This is a genomic window from Streptomyces sp. NPDC055287, from assembly GCF_053646035.1.
On the sequence record NZ_JBSHNE010000002.1, the window covers coordinates 355,097 to 373,189 of the forward strand.

Sequence of the window (18,093 nt, forward strand, 5' to 3'; positions counted from 1 at the left end):
CGGTCGGCGGGAACTGGCAGCGTAAGACAGGGAGACGTACAGATGGTGGATCAGCGGCGCTCGGGCGGGGCCGGTGCGGCGGACCGTGGTGGCCAGGACGGGCCGGAACACTTCCTCGTGGTCTTTCCCGGCTACCACCGGCCCTGGGCGAACTGGATCGGGCAGCGCCTGGAAGCCCACGGCCAGCGGGTCACTCTCCAGCGCTGGGACCCGCCCCGCGAGGTACCGCTGGAGGAGTCGCTGGGCGACCTGCTGCTGTCCACCGGGCGCGTCCTGCTCGTCCTCAACGACTGGTTCTTCGAGCTGGGCCCCCGAGCCCCCGGCGAGTGGAACGACGTCCTGAGGGGTTACGTCGCCGCGAACGCCGAACGCTTCGCGGCCGTCAACCTCACCAACCGCCAGTTGCCGCCCGCCACCGCCGTACTCGAACCGGTCAGCCTGTGGAGCGCGGGCGAGCAGGAAGCCGAGGAACGCCTGCTCGGCAGGCTCGGCATCGACTTCCGGCGCACCTCCGGCCGCCGCCCCCCGGTCACCGGCTCACGCTTCCCGAACACACCCCCCGAGATCTGGGGCGAAGTGCCGCGCCGCAACGGCCGTTTCACCGGACGCGACGACCTGCTCACCGAACTCCAGGAACGCCTGACCGAGGCCGAACGCGGCAACTCCGCCTGCACGCTCCTCGGGATGTCCGGCATCGGCAAGACGCAGCTCGCCGCCGAGTACGCCCACCGATTCAGTACCGACTACGACGTCATCTGGTGGGTCAACTCCGACGACCGCAACATCCAGCGCGACCGTTTCGGAGAGCTCGCCGTCGAGCTGGGCCTGCACAGCGGCAGCGAACCGGGTGAGCGCATCCGCGCCGTGCGCGAATCGCTGCGGCGCGGTGAACCGTACGGCCGGTGGCTCGTCATCTTCGACGGCTGGGACGACACGGAGGGGGCGAACGTCCTGCTGCCGCACGGCCCCGGACACGTCATCGTGACCTCTCGGAACAGGGGCTGGAGCGACTACACCGACGTACTGGAAGTCCCCAGTTTCGACCGGGCCGAGTCCACCGGGTATCTGATGCGCCGCGCCCCGCACGTGACGTCGGTGCAGGCCGACGAAGTCGCCGCCGAATTCGGCGACGTCCCCCTGCCGCTCGTGCAGGCCGCCTCCTGGCTGGGCGAGTCCCGGATGGAAGTTCCCGAGTACCTGCGCATGGTCCGGGAGGGCAAGCTGTCCACCGTCGAGGAGCCCGCGGGCGACGGCTTCCCGCACTCCTCGCTCACCTCCTGGTCGATCCTCATCAACCGGCTCAGGCGCACCCAGCCGCAGGCCGTCGAGGTGCTCAGCCTGTGCGCCTCCTTCGCCCCCGGCCGCATCCCCCTCGGTCTGGCGCGCGCCTACCCGCAGGCCGACCTGCCCGAGGACCTGCGGTGGATGAGCACCGACCTGCCCGCCTGGACCCGGGCCCTCGACACCCTGGTCAACTACTCGGTGCTCACCCGCGAGAGCCGCGGTCCCGTCAACGCCGAAATGGGCCCGCACCAGGAGTCCGTGCACATGCACCGGCTCGTCCACGACATCGTGTCCCGGCTCACCGGCGACGAGCGCCGTGACACCCACCGCAAAGCCGTCCGTACGCTGCTGGCCGAGGCGGACCCCGGCAACCCGCTCGACAGCCGGCAGTGGCCCCGGTACGCCGAGCTGCTGCCCCACCTGGAACCGTCGGGGGCGCTCAGCAGCTCCAACAGCAGGGTCCAGGCCGCCGTACTGAACTGCCTCCGCTACTGCGTCCGCAGTGGCGAGTCCACGGCCGGCAACCGGCTCGCCGAGAAGATCCGGACGCACTGGACCGCCTTCATGGACCCGCTGGCCCAGCACATGCTGGACCTGACCATCCAGCAGGGCAACCTGCTGCGTTCCTCCGGCCGGTTCCGGGAGGCGTACGAACTCGAACGCGCGCTGCGGGAGCGGCTGCGGACGGCGGAGCCCCCGAACGAACTCGGCGAACTCAGTGTCAACGGCGCCCTCGCCAGCAGCCTGCGGCGGCTCGGCCGGTACAGCGAAGCCCTGGAACTGCAGTGGCGGGTGCTGGAGGACGCGGAAAGACTGCTCGGCGAGAACGAGCTGACCTCCATCAACGCCCGGCACAACCTCAGCGTCGGCCTGCGCCTGCTGGGCCGCTACCGGGAAGCGTACGAACTCGACCTGGAGACCCTCAGCCGGCGCGAGACCGTTCTGCGCGCCCGTCACATCACCACGCTCAACTCGGGGAACGCGGTCGCCCACGGACTGCGGCTGCTGGGCCAGTACCGCGATTCGGTGGCCCGGCAGGAGCCCGTCGTGCGGCTCCATGTGCAGGTTCTCGGCCCGCTGCACCCGCAGACCCTCGCCGCCCGCGTGCACCTGGCGCTTGCCCGGCGCCGCGAGGGCGGCTTCCAGCAGGACATCGGTCCGCTGATGGACAGCCTGATGGAACAGCTGGAGCAGGTGCACAGCCGGACCCACCACAACACGCTGTCGTTCATCAACGACTACGGAAACTTCCAGCGCGAACACGGCGACCTGGCCAAGGCCAAGGACCTGATCGCCGAGGCGGAAGCGGGCTACCGGGCGCTCCTCGGCCCCGCCCACCCCGTCGCCACCGGCATGCTCGCCAACACCGGCCTGGTGATGCAGGCGGCCGGTGACCGGAGCGAGGCCATGTCCATGTTCGAGTCCGCGCTCGCGGGCCTGACCGCGACCCTCGGGGGCGACCACCCCTGGGTACTGGGCTGCGCCCTCAACGCCTCCGGCGGCCGCAACTTCAACGGCAGGGTCTCGGACGCCGCCGACCTCAGCCGGGACACCCTGCGCAGGTCCCGGCAGGTACTCGGCGACGAACACCCGCTCACCCTGTCCTGCCAGACCGCGCTCGCCGCCGATCTGCGGGCCCTGCGCGAGCACGAGGAGGCGGACAAGGTCGAGGCGGACGCCCTGCTGACCCTCACCCGCACCCTCGGCGCCCAGCACCCGCACACGCTCTCCGCACGCCAGCGGACCCGCCCGTACTGGGACTTCGAGGCGTACCTCGGCTGAGCCGGCACTGTCCCCGTCCGCTTCCGTCGTACGCCGGAGGGCCCGGCACCGCATCGCTGCGGTGCCGGGCCCTCCGGGGCGTACAGGCGCTGATCAGGCCTCGAAGACCTCGTTCAGCAGCTGCTGCTGCTCCGCCTGGTGGCGCTTGGCCGAGCCGACCGCCGGCGACGAGCCGTGCGGGCGCGAGATGCGCCGCAGCCGCTCGCCGTGCGGGATGTCGGCGCCGACCGCCAGGTCGAGGTGGTCGATCAGGTTGAGCGCGATGAACGGCCACGCACCCTGGTTCGCCGGCTCCTCCTGCGTCCACAGGTACTTCTCGGCGTTCGGGTACTTCGCGATCTCCTCCTGGAGCTCCTTGCCCGGCAGCGGGTACAGGCGCTCGAGGCGGATGATCGCGGTGTCCGTCGTGCCGCGCTTCTGACGCTCGGCCTCCAGGTCGTAGTAGACCTTGCCAGCGCAGAAGACGACCTTGCGGACGGCCGCCGCGTCCACGGTCGAGTCGCCGATCACCGGGCGGAAGCCGCCGTTGGTGAACTCCTCCGCCTTCGACGACGCAGCCTTCAGACGCAGCATCGACTTCGGGGTGAAGACGATGAGCGGCTTGTGGTGCGGGTTGTGGACCTGCCAGCGCAGCAGGTGGAAGTAGTTCGACGGCAGGGTCGGCATGGCGACCGTCATGTTGTCCTGGGCGCACATCTGGAGGAAGCGCTCGGGACGGGCCGACGAGTGGTCCGGGCCCTGGCCCTCGTAACCGTGCGGAAGCAGGAGCGTGACGCCGGACGTCTGGCCCCACTTCTGCTCGGCGGAGGAGATGAACTCGTCGACGACGGTCTGCGCGCCGTTGACGAAGTCACCGAACTGGGCCTCCCACATGACCAGCGACTCGGGCCGGGCGAGCGAGTAGCCGTACTCGAAGCCCATGCACGCGTACTCGGAGAGCAGCGAGTCGTAGACGTTGTAGCGCGCCTGCTCCTCGGAGAGGTACTGGAGCGGGGTGTAGTCCTCGCCGGTGTTCTGGTCGACGAGCACCGCGTGGCGCTGGCCGAACGTACCGCGGCGGGTGTCCTGACCGGACAGCCGGACCGGGACGCCCTCCATCAGCAGCGAGCCGATGGCGAGGGTCTCGCCCATGCCCCAGTCGATCGTCCCGTCCTCCACCGAGGCCGCGCGGCGCTGCATCTGCGGCATCAGGCGGGGGTGGACGGTGATCCGGTCGGGGATGTTGACCTGGGACTCGGCGATCCGCTTGACGACCTCCTGGGAGACCGCCGTGGCGAGGGCCACCGGGAACTCGGCCTGGACCTCCGGGGTGTGGGCCGGAGCCGGGTGCGAAGTGGCCTCGCGGACCTCCGCGAAGACCTTCTCCAGCTGGCCCTGGAAGTCCTGGAGCGCCTGTTCCGCCTCTTCCAGCGTGATGTCGCCGCGACCGATGAGCGACTCGGTGTAGAGCTTGCGCACCGAGCGCTTCACGTCGATCAGCGTGTACATCTGCGGGTTGGTGAACTGCGGGTTGTCGCCCTCGTTGTGACCGCGGCGGCGGTAGCAGATGAGGTCGATCACGACGTCCTTGTTGAACGCCTGGCGGAACTCGAAGGCGAGCCGCGCGACGCGGACCACGGCCTCCGGGTCGTCGCCGTTCACGTGGAAGATCGGCGCCTCGATCATGCGGGCCACGTCGGTCGCGTACATCGAGGAACGCGACGACTCCGGGGCGGCGGTGAAGCCGACCTGGTTGTTGATGACGATGTGGACCGTGCCGCCGGTGCGGTAGCCCCGCAGCTGCGACATGTTCAGCGTCTCGGCGACGACACCCTGGCCGGCGAAGGCCGCGTCACCGTGGAGCGCGACGGGCAGGACCGTGAAGTCCGTACCGCCCTTGTTGATGACGTCCTGCTTGGCGCGGGCGACACCCTCCAGGACCGGGTCGACCGCCTCCAGGTGCGAGGGGTTCGCGACGAGCGAGACCTTGATCTGCTCGCCGTCCAGGCCGGTGAAGGTGCCCTCGGCGCCCAGGTGGTACTTGACGTCGCCGGAGCCGTGCATCGACTTCGGGTCGAGGTTGCCCTCGAACTCCCGGAAGATCTGGGCGTACGACTTGCCCACGATGTTCGCGAGCACGTTCAGGCGGCCGCGGTGGGCCATGCCGATGACGACCTCGTCCAGGCGCGACTCGGCGGCGGAGTCGATGACCGCGTCGAGCAGCGGGATGACGGACTCGCCGCCCTCCAGGGAGAAGCGCTTCTGGCCGACGTACTTCGTCTGGAGGAACGTCTCGAAGGCCTCGGCGGCGTTCAGGCGGCGCAGGATGCGCAGCTGCTCCTCGCGCTCCGGCTTCGCGTGCGGACGCTCCACACGGTCCTGGATCCACTTGCGCTGCTTCGGGTCCTGGATGTGCATGAACTCGACGCCGACGGTCCGGACGTACGAGTCGCGGAGCACACCGAGGATGTCGCGCAGCTTCATCATCGACTTGCCGGCGAAACCGCCGACGGCGAACTCGCGCTCCAGGTCCCAGAGCGTGAGGCCGTGCTCGTTGATGTCCAGGTCGGGGTGCTTGCGCTGCTTGTACTCCAGTGGGTCGGTGTCGGCCATGACGTGGCCGCGGACCCGGTAGGAGTGGATCAGCTCGAAGACACGGGCGGCCTTGGTGACGTCGTCGTCGTGGGAGACGTCGATGTCCCGGAGCCAGCGGACCGGCTCGTACGGGATCCGCAGCGCCTCGAAGATGTCGTCGTAGAAGCCGTTCTCGCCGAGGAGCATGTTGGCGAGGATCCGCAGGAACTCGCCGGAGGCGGCGCCCTGGATGACCCGGTGGTCGTACGTCGAGGTCAGGGTCATGACCTTGGAGATGCCCAGCTTGTTCAGGGTGTCCTGCGAGGTGCCCTGGAACTCGGCCGGGTAGTCCATCGCGCCGACGCCCATGATGAGGCCCTGTCCGGGCATCAGGCGGGGCACGGAGTGGACGGTGCCGATGCCGCCGGGGTTCGTCAGCGACGCGGTGACGCCGGTGAAGTCGTCCATCGTCAGCTTGTTCGCGCGGGCGCGGCGGACGATGTCCTCGTACGCCTGCCAGAACTCGAAGAAGTTGAGCGTCTCGGCCTTCTTGATGGCCGCGACGACGAGCTGGCGGTCACCGTTGGGCTTGACCAGGTCGATGGCCAGGCCCAGGTTGACGTGCGGGGGCTTGACCAGGGTCGGCTTGCCGTCCTTCTCCGCGAAGGAGTAGTTCATCGACGGCATGGCCTTGAGAGCCTGCACCATCGCGAACCCGATGAGGTGCGTGAAGGAGACCTTCCCGCCCCGGGCGCGCTTGAGGTGGTTGTTGATGACGATGCGGTTGTCGAACAGCAGCTTCACCGGGACGGCGCGCACGGACGTGGCCGTGGGCAGCTCCAGCGAGGCGTTCATGTTCTTGGCGACGGCCGCGGACGGGCCGCGCAGCGTCACGTACTCGGGGCCCGCCGGGGCCTCCTTGGCGGGCTCCGCCTTGGGCTCGGCCTTCGCCTTCGCGCCGGCCTGCTGTGCGGCGGCCGGTGCGGGGGTGGAGGCGGGCTTGGCGGCGGGTGCCGCGGCCGGTGCGGCCTTGGCGGGGGCCTGCGCCGCGGGCTTCGCCGCGGCGGGGGCCGGCTGGGTGGCCGCGGGCGTCGCCGGTGCGGCGGGCGCGGCGGGTGCCGGGGTGGCCTGGGCCGGCTGTGCGGCGGCCCCGGTCACGTCTTCGGCTTCGGGGGTGGCGGACTTCTCCGCCGCCGGGGTGGATCCGGGCTTGTAGTCGGCGAAGAAGTCCCACCAGGCGCGGTCGACCGAATTCGGGTCCTGGAGGTACTGCTGGTAGATCTCGTCGACGAGCCACTCATTGGGACCGAAGGCAGCGGCAGGGTTCTTCCCTTGCCCGTCTTGGTCGGTCGAGACGCTCGGGCTACTGGGGGACTGAGACGACACGGCGTTAACCGCCCTCTTCCGCTTCGCAAGGTGATGGACAGCGGAAATAAAGGCTACGCCTCCCCGGCCGAGAGGTGCAGGCCGGGCGGGCCTTCCGTCGCGTAAGTCACATCGGAGAGCTGGTTTCGTCGCACGGAATGGCGGGAAACAAGCGTGGTTCCGGTGTAATCCGCTGTGGTCCGGGTAGGACGGACCGTGGTTACGGCCCACTTTGGACCGCACCCCCATGGACAGACACGCAGAACGTGCCCTTCCGGTTCGACCCTACGTCAACCGACGGGCCGCGGGCTTCCCGGAAGAGTGACCTGTATCCGGCATCCGCGCGCGGATTCGGCCACACCGATCCTCCCGCCGTGCAGATCCACCGCCCAGCGCGCGATCGCGAGGCCCAGGCCCGTACCGCCGTCACTGCCTGGACCGTGCGGGGCCGGCAGGCTGCCGCGGTTGAAACGCTCGAAGACGCGGTGCCACTCGGACTCCGGTATGCCGGGCCCTTCGTCCAGCACCTCCAGGTCCAGGCTCTCCGGCTGCGGCCCGCGCCGGGCACGCACGGTGACGCGGCCGTGCGGCGGGCTGTGCTTGACCGCGTTGTCGAGGAGATTGGCGACGACCTGGTGCAGCCGCTCGATGTCCGCGTGCGCGGTCAGCTCGGGCGGCGAGACATCCAGGTGCAGGTGTACGTCCGTCCGCGTGTGACTGCCGGACCCGGAGGCAAGACCGCGCTGCGAGGCGATCACATTGACCTCCTTCAGCACGCCGGAGAGGTACGGCCAGACCTCGAAGCGATGGGCCTTCAGCGGTACGACGCCGTTGTCGAGGCGGGAGAGGTCCAGCAGCGTCTCGACCAGCCGGCCGAGGCGCTCGGTCTGTTTGAGCGCCGTGCGCATCGTCTCGGGGTCCGCGGCGGACACACCGTCCACGACGTTCTCCAGTACCGCTCTGAGGCCCGCGATGGGGGTTCTCAGCTCATGGGAGACATTGGCGACCAATTCCTTGCGGTGCCGGTCCACGGCCTCGAGATCGTCCGCCATGCGGTTGATCGTGGCGGCCAGCTCACCCAGCTCGTCGCGGCGGCCCGCGCCGCGCACCCGCCGGGTGTAGTCGCCGTGCGCGATGGACTTCGCCACCGTGGTCATCTCGTCGAGCGGGGAGGTCAGGCCGTGCGCCACGAACTGGGTGATCAGCATCGAGGCGATGACCGAGAAGACCGTGATGAAGCGCAGCTCCGTCTTGGTGCGGAGCGCCACCAGGATCAGACCGGTGGTGATGAAGACCGAGACGACGACGAGCGTGCCGAGCTTGGTCTTGATCGAGAACGGCCGCAGCCTGGTTCCGGGCCGGTTCTCCGGCCTGCTCCACAGCCTGTCCCACAGCCTGTTCCCTGGTCTGTTCCCCGGCCTGCTTCCCGGGCGGCTCGCCGGCCCGGTCATGCGGGTGGGGTCTCCAGCGCGTAGCCCACGCCGTGCACCGTACGGATCCGCTCCGCGCCGATCTTGCGGCGCAGCGCCTTGATGTGGCTGTCGACGGTCCTGGTGCCCGACGCGTCCGCCCAGTCCCACACCTCGGCGAGCAGCTGCTCGCGCGAGAGCACGGCGCGCGGTGTGTTCGCCAGGCACACCAGCAGGTCGAACTCGGTCGGCGTCAGGTGCACGTCGTCGCCCCGCACCCGCACGCGGCGCTGTGCGTGGTCGATCTCCAGTTCGCCCAGGCGCAGGATGCCGCTGCGCGGCGTCGAGGCGGCGAGCGTCGCCCGCTCGACGCGGCGCAGCAGGACGTGCACCCGGGCCGCGAGCTCGCGCATGGAGAACGGCTTGGTCATGTAGTCGTCGGCGCCGACGCCGAGCCCGACCAGCATGTCGGTCTCGTCGTCGCGTGCCGTCAGCATCAGGACCGGCACGGGCCGCTGGGCCTGCACGCGGCGGCAGACCTCGAGCCCGTCGAAGCCCGGCAGCATGATGTCCAGAACCATCAGGTCGGGTTGCCACGCCTCGGCGGCGTCCACCGCCGCCGGACCGTCGACCGCCGTCTGCACCTGGAAGCCCTCGGCGCGAAGTCGCGCAGCAATGGCGTCGACGATGGTCGCGTCGTCCTCGACGACCAGCACCCGGCGCTGAGCGCCCGGAGTGGCCGCGAGGCCGTTGTGGCTGGTGTGTGTCTGCTCCATTGCCCCGCCCCTGGGAGTTCTCTGCTAGTTCCCACGTGTAGGGCAGCAGCGTAGATGCACTGACAGCGTCCCGGCTACGCAGGGCGAACTGCGAGATGGACCACGTCAGGAACGCCCCGGGCAACTTGGATCTCTTCCGTCCGAACCAAGTTGAATCCGGCATTCCGCAACGCGTCCTCGAACGCCGGGGACGGCTTGGCCGACCAGACGGCGAGGATTCCCCCTGGTCTCAGCCGTCTCATGCACCCCGCAAGTCCCTGCGGAGAGTAGAGATTGGCGTTGTCGTCGGTGACGGTCCAGTCGGGTCCGTTGTCGATGTCGAGGCAGAGCGCGTCGTACGTGTCCTGGTGCGTACCAACGCTCCCGATCCGGTTTTCCCGGACGTAATCCACCAGGTCGGTGTGAATGATCTCGCATCGCGGATCGGCGAGCGAGTCGCCCGAGATAAGCGACAGGGGTCCCTCACGGTGCCAGTCGATGATCGCCTGCTCACGCTCGATGACGACGATCCGCCCCCAGCGTGACTGCGCGGCGGCGCGGGCGAGCGAGAAGCCGACGCCGAGGCCGCCGATGAGGAGGGAGGGGGCGGGGTGGGCGGGCCCGTCGGTCCCGTAGGTGGCCGGTAGCGCGTCGAGGGCAGCGTCGACGAGGAGGCGCTCGGAGCGGCCGTCGGACGTGTCCATCAGGAAGCAGCCGTTGGCGATGATCTCGAAGTGCGCCCCGCGCTCCCGCAGAACGACTTCGCCGTACGGGCCCTCGCGCCGGTCGACAGTGATGGCGTACGGAGCCTGGATGGCCATGGGAACCTCCGGGTGACGGTTCGGTGCTGCTTCCTTCTGTCTTCGGAGGCCATCCTGGCGTCGTGGCAGGCCGTGAACAAACCTTCCGGTGAGGTTTCGGCGTACCGTCCAGGTCCGCCGCGCCGGTCAGCCGCGCCGGCCCTCGGGGCGCGCCCCTCGGCGCACATAGAGCGCCACTCCCGCCACGAACGCCGCACTCGCCACCACCCAGGCGGCCCCTTGCGGCCCCGGCTGCATCGACCACGCCCATACGGCGGCCGCGCCGCCGGGCGTGCGCGGCGCCGCCAGGTACACCGCGCCGCCGTACACCGTCATCGGCAGCCAGCTCAGCCGCGCCCCGAGCAGCGCGGCACCGGCGGCGGTCACCCCGGTCGCGCCCAGTGCGTTGCGCACCATTGCGGGCGCGCCGAACTCCTCCGGGTGGCCGGGCACGGCGAGGGCGAGCAGCACGGTGGCGAGTGCTGTGAGCGCGAGCAGATGCACGAGGCGGCGCGGCCACCAGGGACGTACGGCGGTGCGGTCCAGCTCCTCGGAGTGCGAGTGCAGGCCGGCGCCGACCGCTGCGGTCACCAGCAGCGGCGCGAGTGCCAGGACCGGGACGCGGGCGGTGTGGTCGAAGTACGGCCGGTCCTCCAGCCAGTCGGCGGCCCAGGCGGCCACCGCCGCGATGCCCACGACCGAGGCGAGGGTGAGGGGGACGACGCGGGAACGGGCGTAGGGGAGGCGGTGGTACGCGGCGGACAGGACGCGCGTGGCGGCGGTCGCGGGTTGTGCGGCGGTGGTTGTGGGCTCGGTGGTGGTCGTGGTCGCGGGTTGTGCGGTGGCGGTCGTCGGCTTGGTGGTGCTCACAGGACGGGCACCTCGCTCGGCGTGCAGCTCTTGTGGGTCGCCAGGTAGCGGCCGAGCCACTGCCTGCGCTGTTCCTCGCCCATCGCGGCGAGTCGGGCGGTGGCGTCGGGCGCGCTGTTGGGGCCGAAGTTGGCGGCGGGGCGGTCGGGGGAGTGGCCGAGAGGCGCCAGCCAGTTCCGGACGGCTTCGTCGGTCAGGTCCACGCGTTCGGCGCCGGCCTTGTCCTTCGCGTACGCCTTGCCGTCGCAGGTCCGCCACAGCATCGACATGACGGTCTGGTGGGCGTAGTCGTCGGGATCGGTCAGACGGTTGCGCACCACGCCCCACCCCCGCGTCACGTACGGCAGCGTGGCCTCGCCCTCCGCCGCCTTCGGATTCTGGTGCTGGTCCAGGTAGGCGACCGGCGCCCCGTCGACGCCCTCCAACCGGGAGACGACTCCGGCCAGGGCTCGGCTGACGTCGGGAAGCCGTACGCCGTCGAGGCCGCTCACGCAGATTCTTGGAACCGTGGTGCTGCACATCGCGCGGGTCACGGCCGGGGCCTTCTGCCAAATGCCGGAGCCCGTGTGCGTGATGAGGCCGGCGGCGGCGAGCGCACCGGCCAGTGGCAGCAGCGCCGTGGAGCGGCGGCGTGCGGCGTACGCGAGCAGCGCGGCGAAACCCGGACCGCCCAGCCACACGATCATGACCGGGCCGTGCCACCAGACGGGGAGGTACGTGTCGGCGTCCGTCGACGAGGCCGGGCTGAGGTACTGGATGTTGGAGTCGACGTACGAGGGGAACCCGACAGTGACGTACATGAACGCCGCGACGACAGGCGCTGCCAGCCGCCAGGGGATCAGCCGTCCGGCGACGAATCCCAGGGTGGCGGCCGTCCCGATCCACGTGGCATCGGTCGCCGCGAACGACACGAGCGGGCTGCCGACAGGGGAGTACGGCCAGGTGGCGAGGAAGACGGCGGCCGCGGCGGCGACGTATCCGGCCAGGATCCACAGCACGAGGGGCGCGAGGCAGAGCAGGGACTGGGCGAGCGGCGTACGGACGGTGGTGCCGCGCAGCTCGATGGTTCCCCGCCGGCGCTCGCGGCCGCCCTGCCAGCAGCCGGCGGCGGCGGCGAGCGGGCCGGCGAGCAGAGCGGAAGCGGAGTGCAGCTGGCCCTGTGTCTCGCCCCAGCTGCCTTGCCACTGGGCTGCCTTGGAGAGCATGGGAACGACCAGGGTCACCGCGACGGCGACTCCCAGCCACGGCGCCATACCGCGCCGCAGCTCGGCACGCAGGGGGATGGGCAGACGTGCGGGTCGACGGGCGGGCTGGACGGGGCGGTGGGAAGTGGTGCTGGGGGTGGGAGTGGTGGCGGCCTCAATGTTGGTGCCGGTGTCGGTGTGGGTCTCGGTGTGGGTCTTGCTGGTCATCGGGTCGCTCCCGCCTCGGCCGTCGTCGCCGGGTGCGCCGCGCGGTGGGTGCGCAGGGCGGCGGTGTAGCCCCGTTCGATCGGGTTGTCGCCCAGGGCGGGATCGTCGTCGCCGGTCGCCAGCCCCGCCAGTTGTTCCGGTGCGCCCCGGTAGGCGATCTGGCCTCTTTCGATGAGCGTGACGGCGGTGCAGGCCGCCGTCACGTCCTCCACCAGGTGGGTGGAGACGATCACGGTGGAAGCGGTGCCCAATTCCCGGAGCAGTGCTCTGAATTCGACACGCTGCTCCGGATCGAGACCGGCGGTCGGCTCGTCGAGCAGCAGGATGTCCGGCTCGTTGACGATGGCCTGCGCGATACCGACCCGCCGTACCATGCCGCCCGACAGCGACTTCACTTTCGCGTCGATACGGTCCGACAGTCCGACCCGTTCGACGGCCCGCTCCACCGCCCCGGGGGTGGCGGAGGCAGGCATGTCCTTCAGCCACGCCACGTACGCGACGAACTCACGCACGGTGAAGCCGGGGTAGTAGCCGAACTCCTGCGGGAGATACCCGAGCCGCCGCCGCACGGCGGAGCGCTCACGGTGCCCCGACATGTCGTTGCCCAGCAGTTCGACCTTGCCCTTGGTCGGGGCGGCGACCGTGGCCAGTACCCGGATGAGCGAGGTCTTGCCCGCACCGTTCGGCCCGAGCAACCCGTGCACTCCGGTACCGAAGTCCAGGTCGACGGCGTCGAGTGCGGTGGTCCTGCGGTGCCGGACGGTCAGCCGGGTTATGGAGACGGAGGGGGCGGGAGGGGGGTCGGTCGGGACGGTGCTGGGCGAGGCGGTGGCGCTCAAGAGAACTCCAGTCGGTCGAAGGCGGTACGGCGCAGGGCGAGCAGCCCCGCGCAGAGAGCGGCGGCGGCGGCCCAGCAGCCCTGGGCCAGAGGCCCGTCGAAGTAGGGCGCGAGGGGAAGGGCCCCCAGGTCGCCCGGCAGCCAGAAGCCGCTGCCCCCCGGCGCGGTCACCACGGGCAGCGCGACGGCCAGCATCCACGCGCCGCTGACGACTCCGGTGGCGGCCCGGCACCCGACGTACGACCCGAGCACCAGTGCGCCGAGGGTCAGTGCGAGCCCAGGAAGGAGCCAGGCGGCCGCCCCGGGAACGCCGTGGTCGGTGGGCAGGACGGCCCCGGCCGCGGTCAGCACCGGGAGGCTGACGCCGAGCACGGCGGCTGTCCGGATCAGGAGGAGCCGCAGGCCGCCGGACGGAGTGGAGGCGCTGATCTCGTACATCGGATCGGCATGCCTGCCGTACGAGACGGCGACCCCGGCCAGCGGCAGCAGCGGCGCCAGCGCGAGGAGCAGCGGTCGGGCCCCGCCGAACCCGGCGCCGTACGCCAGCCCGACAGCCCCGGCCGCGACGAGGACGACGGCCACCACCCAGGCCCCCCGCAAGGCGGGCCCGGCCCCCCACACGCCCGGCGCGAAGCGCCCCCCGACGCTTCGCGCGGGCCTGGCGGGTGCTGTCGGCACCTTCTGCGCCTGCTGGGCCGTATCCGCCTGGTGGGCAGTGTCCTCCCGGTGGGTAATCTCTGCCCTCTGGGCCGCATCCGGCCGCTGGGTAATCTCTGCCCTCTGGGCAGACTCACCCCTCTGCGCCATCGGCGTGGCAGCGGCGAGTACTGCCTCCCGGACGGACGCCAGCGAGGGGCCGGCCGAGCTTGCCCGTACCGCTGCGGACACCCGGCGGGCGCACTGCCCGCAGGTCTCGACGTGCTTTTCGAGGGACCACGCGTCGGTCTCGGCGACGATTCCATCGGCGTACCGCTCGGCGAGGGCGTCGTCCACGTGCCAAGCCGCCTGCCACGCCGAGTGCCGCACAGGATTCCCTGCCGCCCTTCGTGCGTCGCGCTTCGGCGTCCGCCGTTGTGCCGTCATGCTGTGCCTCCCAACGGCTCTTCACCGCAGACCACTTCGGTCACATCGACCTTTGCTGCCCTCGCCGCGACGGCGGCCAGGTCCGCCAACGCCTCGCGCAGCTCGCGCCGGGCGCGCATCGCCCGGGTCTTCACCGTCCCCTCCGGCAGGTTGAGGAGGCGGGCGGTCTCGCGGGTGGTCAGCCCGTCGACGACCGTTGCGCGCAGGACGTCGCGCAGTTCGGGGGAGATCCGGCCGAGTGCGGTGCCGACGTCCCCGTACTCCAGTCCGGCCAGGACCCGTTCCTCGGCCGAAGGTGCGGCCACGGCAGGCGGGAACTCGGCGCGGTCGGCCCGTTCCGCGCGCACCTGAGCCCGCCGGGCATCGACCAGACGACGCGCGGCGATCACCCACAGCCACCCGCCGGCTTCCCGGCCCCGGTGCGATCCGGCGGACCGCCAGGCCGTGACGAAGGTGTCCTGGAGGACTTCTCGTACGGTCTCGGGGTCCGAACAGCGTCGGGTCAGCCGGGCGTGGAGCCACCCCGCGTGCCGGTCGTAGAGCGTGGCCAGCGCGTGCGAGTCACCCTGGGCCACGGCACACAGGAGGGCTGCGTCGTCGCCGTCGTTCCGGTCTCCCCCCGAAGGGCGCATCAGTCTCACGTTCTCTTTATCGCTGGGGGTGGCGCGAATGGTTCACGGGTGGGGAGGCGTTGCGGTGGGGGTGCGAGGTGGGGGTGGGGCGTGCGAGGTGGGGGTGGGGCGGTGACGGTCATTGACCTCAAGCGGAGTTGAGGTCGTAGCTTCGGCTTCGGCTTCGGCTTCGGCTTCGGCTTCGGCCCTGTCCGTTCCGACACCACACCGACACCGACACCACATCGACCTGAGGATGCGGCTATGACTTCCAAGGCACCAGTAAGGGCACCTTCCGAGGGGCTTTCGGAGACGCTTTCCGAGGCCGAACTGGCTCAGCAGCCGATCGCCTACTGGACACATGTGGCGCACGAGGAGGTGCTGGCTTTCATACGAGGTGAGCTGGCGGAGCTGGGCCTATCTCAGCCCCAGTACTGGACGCTGCGCCACCTTTCGGTCAATGACCTGTCCGAGGACGGTACGGGCCGGACGGTTGAGGAACTGAACGAATCGATGCGGGAGTACCTCGCGCCACAGGACGACCTCGCAACGGATACCGAGGACATGGTCGTACGCGGCCTGCTCACCCGGGACGCGACCAGCCGCCTGACGATCACCGAGGCGGGCGAGGTGGCCCACGCCCGGGTCAAGGAGCACGTACCGGCCTTGCGCGCCAGAATCCATACAGGCATCGACGATGCGGACTACGCCACGACGGTAAGGGTGCTGCGCCGAATGATGCGGAATGTGGGTGAGGGGAGGTCGGGCTGACAGGCCGGGGATGTATGGGGGGCTTCGATGGTCCTGGGGCTGCGGTTGCTTCTGGGGTGGGGGCCGCCTTGGCTAAGGGTGGCGTCGGAGGCCCGGCCCTCAAGGGCGCTCCTACGTCGCGTCGCCTGCGGCGATTGCGCTTCGCTCCACCCTTGACCGCCGAACCTCCGCCGCAATGCTTGAGGGGGGCGGCCCCGGGGGGAGCCCACGGGTCAGGCTCGGGGAGTGGTTGCTGGTGCGTTGCCGGGTGGCGGGCTCGGTGAGTGGGGCGCGCTCTGTTTCGGGGGCGGCTCGGCCCCTGGCTCAGCGGGTGCGGGAACGGTCGTTGGTGCGAGACCCCCATTCCTCCGCACACGCGCACCCGGGCCGGTGGACGGCCTGGGTGGGTGGGCCGACCTGCGAGCGGCCGGTGTGCGGGTAGAGCGCGAGAGTTGAATGGGGCGACTCGGGTGGGCACAGCGTCCACCCCGACGGGTGGTCGGTTGGGCTGCAAGCTGGTTGCTGGTGTGGGTGGGGGGTGAGGCACCGATTCCGCACGGCGGGGATCACCGTACGGATGCGCGGTCGGCTGCAGGGCGCAGCGCCGTCGTCTCGTAGGCCACACGACTCACACCAGTCACGCCACTTGGTTGTCCGCACGGGTCTCTTGCGGCTGCCGTGGGTGGAAACACTCCCGCGGTGGCAGGAATCGATACGGCTGTGGTTGGTGGGGCTGGAGGGCCGTTACGGATCACCGAGTGCCGGGTTAGTCGCATTCCGACGTCCCGGACCCGGGTGCGGGAGCGACCGAGGCGCACCAACGGCGACAGTGGGCCCTGCCAGGCCACGCCAACTCACCCTTCCCGCCAGCTTGTCGAGCGCGGAGGGGCCGGTGGGGCTGGTGTGGTGTCGGCAGGCATCACATGTCGGGTCCGGTTCACGCCAAGCCCACGCCGAGTGGTTGCTATGCGACTAACCCGGCACGTGACGCGCCCTCGCAGCCTTCCGATGCGCCGAAAAAGGGGCAAAGTGGGCGTGCTTGTTCGTCTTCTGCCGGGTTCGTCGCATCCGCCGGGGACGGGCACCTCCAACCACCCCACCGGCCCCACCGGGCCCACCGAGGCCGCCGAAAGCCCCACCATCCGGAAGCCGTCCGGTCGGATCACATCGGTCCGAGCCGTCGGCAGGACCACAAAGCCCCCGGGCTCCCTTCCACCCACCAAGCCCGGCCACGTGCTTGTGGCCCGACCGGCCACCGGCGGGGGCGGACGCCGAACCGGCACGAGTCCCCCCATTCAACTGCCGCGCACCACCCGCATCGCCATGAGTCCGCAGGTCAGCCTGCCCAGTCAGCCGCCCACCGGCCAGGGTGCGCGTGTGCGGAGGAATGCCGATGCCGCACCAACAACCGTCGCCGCACCCGCCGAGCCAGGGGCCGAGCCGCTCCCGAAGGAGAGTGCGCCCCACCCACACACCCGACAGTCACCAATCCCACCCGAGCCGCTCCCCCACCTGCCGTGCAGGGCGTTTTTCTTTGGGCCGTCCCCGTATAAGCGTTAGCGGTGGGCCGGGGTGGTGGGTCAAGGGTGGGCCGCAGGCCCATCGCGCAGCGACGCGACGCAGGAGCGCCCTTGACGCGCCACCCCGGCCCACCGACACTCGAGCGCCCAGGGACGACCCGAAACCCCCAGCAGCAACGCGTGGTTCACAGGCGTCAGTGCCGGTCGCAGTCGCTGGCCCCTGTCGATCGCAGGAGGCCCTACGGCAGGGGTAGGGCGGCGATGATTCTGTCCAGGGCGGGCACCGGTCTTGAACCGTCCGTCACCACCTCGTGGCCCTGGTGGACGACAGCGGTGGTGAGGCCGTCCGGTATCGGCTGGCTGCTCATGTTGAGGCGGGGCAGGTTCGGGAAGTCGGACTCGGCCAGGGCCTTGCGGAGTCGGGTGAGTTCGGCGGGCTTCATTTTGCCCTCGGCCACCTGCTTGGCGCCCGACATCGTCGTGTACGAACCGTCCGCGCTGACCAGCACGCTCTCGTGCCGGCCGTCGATTCCCCCGCTCACGGTGGCCGTCACGAGCCGCTGGTCGGCCGGGTTCGTCGGGTTCGTCGGGTCCGCCGGTTTCGTCGGGGGGTTCGTCGGGTCCACTCGGTTCGTCGGGTCCGCCAGGTCCGTCGGCTTCCTCGACCCCTTCGACCCCTTCGACTCCTTCGAACCCGTCGGCAGCCCTGGTTCCTTCGTGCCCGTTGCCCCAGTCGGCGACTTCGACAGCGCCGAGTCGGCCCGCCTCGTGTCCTCCGGCGTCGGCGTAGCCCCTCCGCCCCCGCATCCCGTCACCAGCAGCCCCGCCACCAGTGCCCCGCCGGCCACCGCCCCGGCGATTCCGCCGCGTCTCATGCGTCGCCCAGCTCCCCTCCGTACCGCACCAGTACCTGCCACAGCTGCTTGACGTACTGGAGCACCTCCTCTTGCGTACCCCACTCCGTCCAGGCCCTCCGGCTCCCGTACGACGGAAGCCGCCGCGTGGCCGAGTACCTCGGCATTGAGCATGCCCTCTCGGGCGTACGAACGGCAGACCCTTGC

Annotated in this window: 13 protein-coding genes; 2 read left to right on the forward strand and 11 right to left on the reverse strand. The window is 70.6% G+C overall.

Annotated features, from left to right (window positions below):
- Positions 1–42 precede the first annotated feature (42 nt).
- Positions 43–3,066: an FxSxx-COOH system tetratricopeptide repeat protein gene (gene fxsT / locus ACWIHY_RS04950; RefSeq protein WP_454374183.1), complete on the forward strand. Its 3,024-nt coding sequence runs from the start codon at positions 43–45 to the stop codon at positions 3,064–3,066.
- A 93-nt stretch (positions 3,067–3,159) separates the two neighbouring features.
- On the opposite strand, the gene ACWIHY_RS04955 is transcribed toward fxsT, so the two are convergent.
- From ACWIHY_RS04955 to ACWIHY_RS04995, 9 genes are all read right to left on the reverse strand, one after another.
- Positions 3,160–7,005: a multifunctional oxoglutarate decarboxylase/oxoglutarate dehydrogenase thiamine pyrophosphate-binding subunit/dihydrolipoyllysine-residue succinyltransferase subunit gene (locus ACWIHY_RS04955; protein WP_454374184.1), complete on the reverse strand. Its 3,846-nt coding sequence runs from the start codon at positions 7,003–7,005 to the stop codon at positions 3,160–3,162.
- 269 nt (positions 7,006–7,274) lie between these two features.
- A complete protein-coding gene (locus ACWIHY_RS04960) occupies positions 7,275–8,435 on the reverse strand; it encodes a HAMP domain-containing sensor histidine kinase (protein ID WP_454374185.1) in 1,161 nt (386 codons plus the stop codon).
- Positions 8,432–9,169, reverse strand: a complete 738-nt coding sequence (locus ACWIHY_RS04965; protein ID WP_069926973.1) for a response regulator transcription factor — start codon at positions 9,167–9,169, stop codon at positions 8,432–8,434. Before ACWIHY_RS04965 ends, ACWIHY_RS04960 begins: the two co-directional genes overlap by 4 nt.
- A 74-nt stretch (positions 9,170–9,243) precedes the next feature.
- Positions 9,244–9,969 carry a spermidine synthase gene (locus ACWIHY_RS04970; protein WP_454374186.1) on the reverse strand — a complete coding sequence of 242 codons (726 nt, stop codon included), beginning with the start codon at positions 9,967–9,969 and terminating at the stop codon, positions 9,244–9,246.
- A 126-nt stretch (positions 9,970–10,095) separates the two neighbouring features.
- Positions 10,096–10,713, reverse strand: a complete 618-nt coding sequence (locus ACWIHY_RS04975) for a hypothetical protein (protein WP_454374420.1) — start codon at positions 10,711–10,713, stop codon at positions 10,096–10,098.
- A gap of 101 nt (positions 10,714–10,814) precedes the next feature.
- Positions 10,815–12,230: a hypothetical protein gene (locus ACWIHY_RS04980; protein ID WP_454374187.1), complete on the reverse strand. Its 1,416-nt coding sequence runs from the start codon at positions 12,228–12,230 to the stop codon at positions 10,815–10,817.
- The gene (locus tag ACWIHY_RS04985) at positions 12,227–13,006 is read right to left on the reverse strand and encodes an ABC transporter ATP-binding protein (RefSeq protein WP_454374421.1); all 780 of its coding nucleotides are present in this window, start codon (positions 13,004–13,006) and stop codon (positions 12,227–12,229) included. The genes ACWIHY_RS04980 and ACWIHY_RS04985 overlap by 4 nt, the downstream gene beginning before the upstream one ends.
- Positions 13,007–13,065: 59 nt before the next feature.
- Positions 13,066–14,061, reverse strand: a complete 996-nt coding sequence (locus ACWIHY_RS04990) for a zf-HC2 domain-containing protein (RefSeq protein WP_454374188.1) — start codon at positions 14,059–14,061, stop codon at positions 13,066–13,068.
- Positions 14,062–14,147: 86 nt separating this feature from the next.
- Complete coding sequence (locus ACWIHY_RS04995; RefSeq protein ID WP_454374189.1) at positions 14,148–14,783, reverse strand: RNA polymerase sigma factor; 636 nt, start codon at positions 14,781–14,783, stop codon at positions 14,148–14,150.
- Between the two features lie 243 nt (positions 14,784–15,026).
- Here ACWIHY_RS04995 and ACWIHY_RS05000 point away from each other — a divergent pair, with 243 nt between their 5' ends.
- Entirely contained in the window at positions 15,027–15,533 is a 507-nt protein-coding gene (locus tag ACWIHY_RS05000) for a MarR family transcriptional regulator (protein ID WP_454374190.1), read from the forward strand.
- A gap of 1,738 nt (positions 15,534–17,271) precedes the next feature.
- Here ACWIHY_RS05000 and ACWIHY_RS05005 read toward each other — a convergent pair.
- On the reverse strand, positions 17,272–17,907 hold the full coding sequence (locus tag ACWIHY_RS05005) for a hypothetical protein (protein WP_454374191.1): 636 nt from the start codon (positions 17,905–17,907) through the stop codon (positions 17,272–17,274).
- Positions 17,904–18,053, reverse strand: a complete 150-nt coding sequence (locus ACWIHY_RS05010) for a hypothetical protein (RefSeq protein ID WP_454374192.1) — start codon at positions 18,051–18,053, stop codon at positions 17,904–17,906. Before ACWIHY_RS05010 ends, ACWIHY_RS05005 begins: the two co-directional genes overlap by 4 nt.
- Between the last annotated feature and the right edge of the window lie 40 nt (positions 18,054–18,093).

Bases quoted from the DNA above. Each gene is read 5' to 3' on its own strand.
- ACWIHY_RS05005 (WP_454374191.1), bottom strand. From the start codon at position 17,907: ATGAGACGCGGCGGAATCGCCGGGGCGGTGGCCGGCGGGGCACTGGTG.
- ACWIHY_RS05000 (WP_454374190.1), top strand. From the start codon at position 15,027: ATGACTTCCAAGGCACCAGTAAGGGCACCTTCCGAGGGGCTTTCGGAG.
- fxsT (WP_454374183.1), top strand. From the start codon at position 43: ATGGTGGATCAGCGGCGCTCGGGCGGGGCCGGTGCGGCGGACCGTGGT.
- ACWIHY_RS04980 (WP_454374187.1), bottom strand. From the start codon at position 12,230: ATGACCAGCAAGACCCACACCGAGACCCACACCGACACCGGCACCAAC.
- ACWIHY_RS05010 (WP_454374192.1), bottom strand. From the start codon at position 18,053: ATGCCGAGGTACTCGGCCACGCGGCGGCTTCCGTCGTACGGGAGCCGG.
- ACWIHY_RS04960 (WP_454374185.1), bottom strand. From the start codon at position 8,435: ATGACCGGGCCGGCGAGCCGCCCGGGAAGCAGGCCGGGGAACAGACCA.
- ACWIHY_RS04965 (WP_069926973.1), bottom strand. From the start codon at position 9,169: ATGGAGCAGACACACACCAGCCACAACGGCCTCGCGGCCACTCCGGGC.
- ACWIHY_RS04970 (WP_454374186.1), bottom strand. From the start codon at position 9,969: ATGGCCATCCAGGCTCCGTACGCCATCACTGTCGACCGGCGCGAGGGC.
- ACWIHY_RS04995 (WP_454374189.1), bottom strand. From the start codon at position 14,783: ATGCGCCCTTCGGGGGGAGACCGGAACGACGGCGACGACGCAGCCCTC.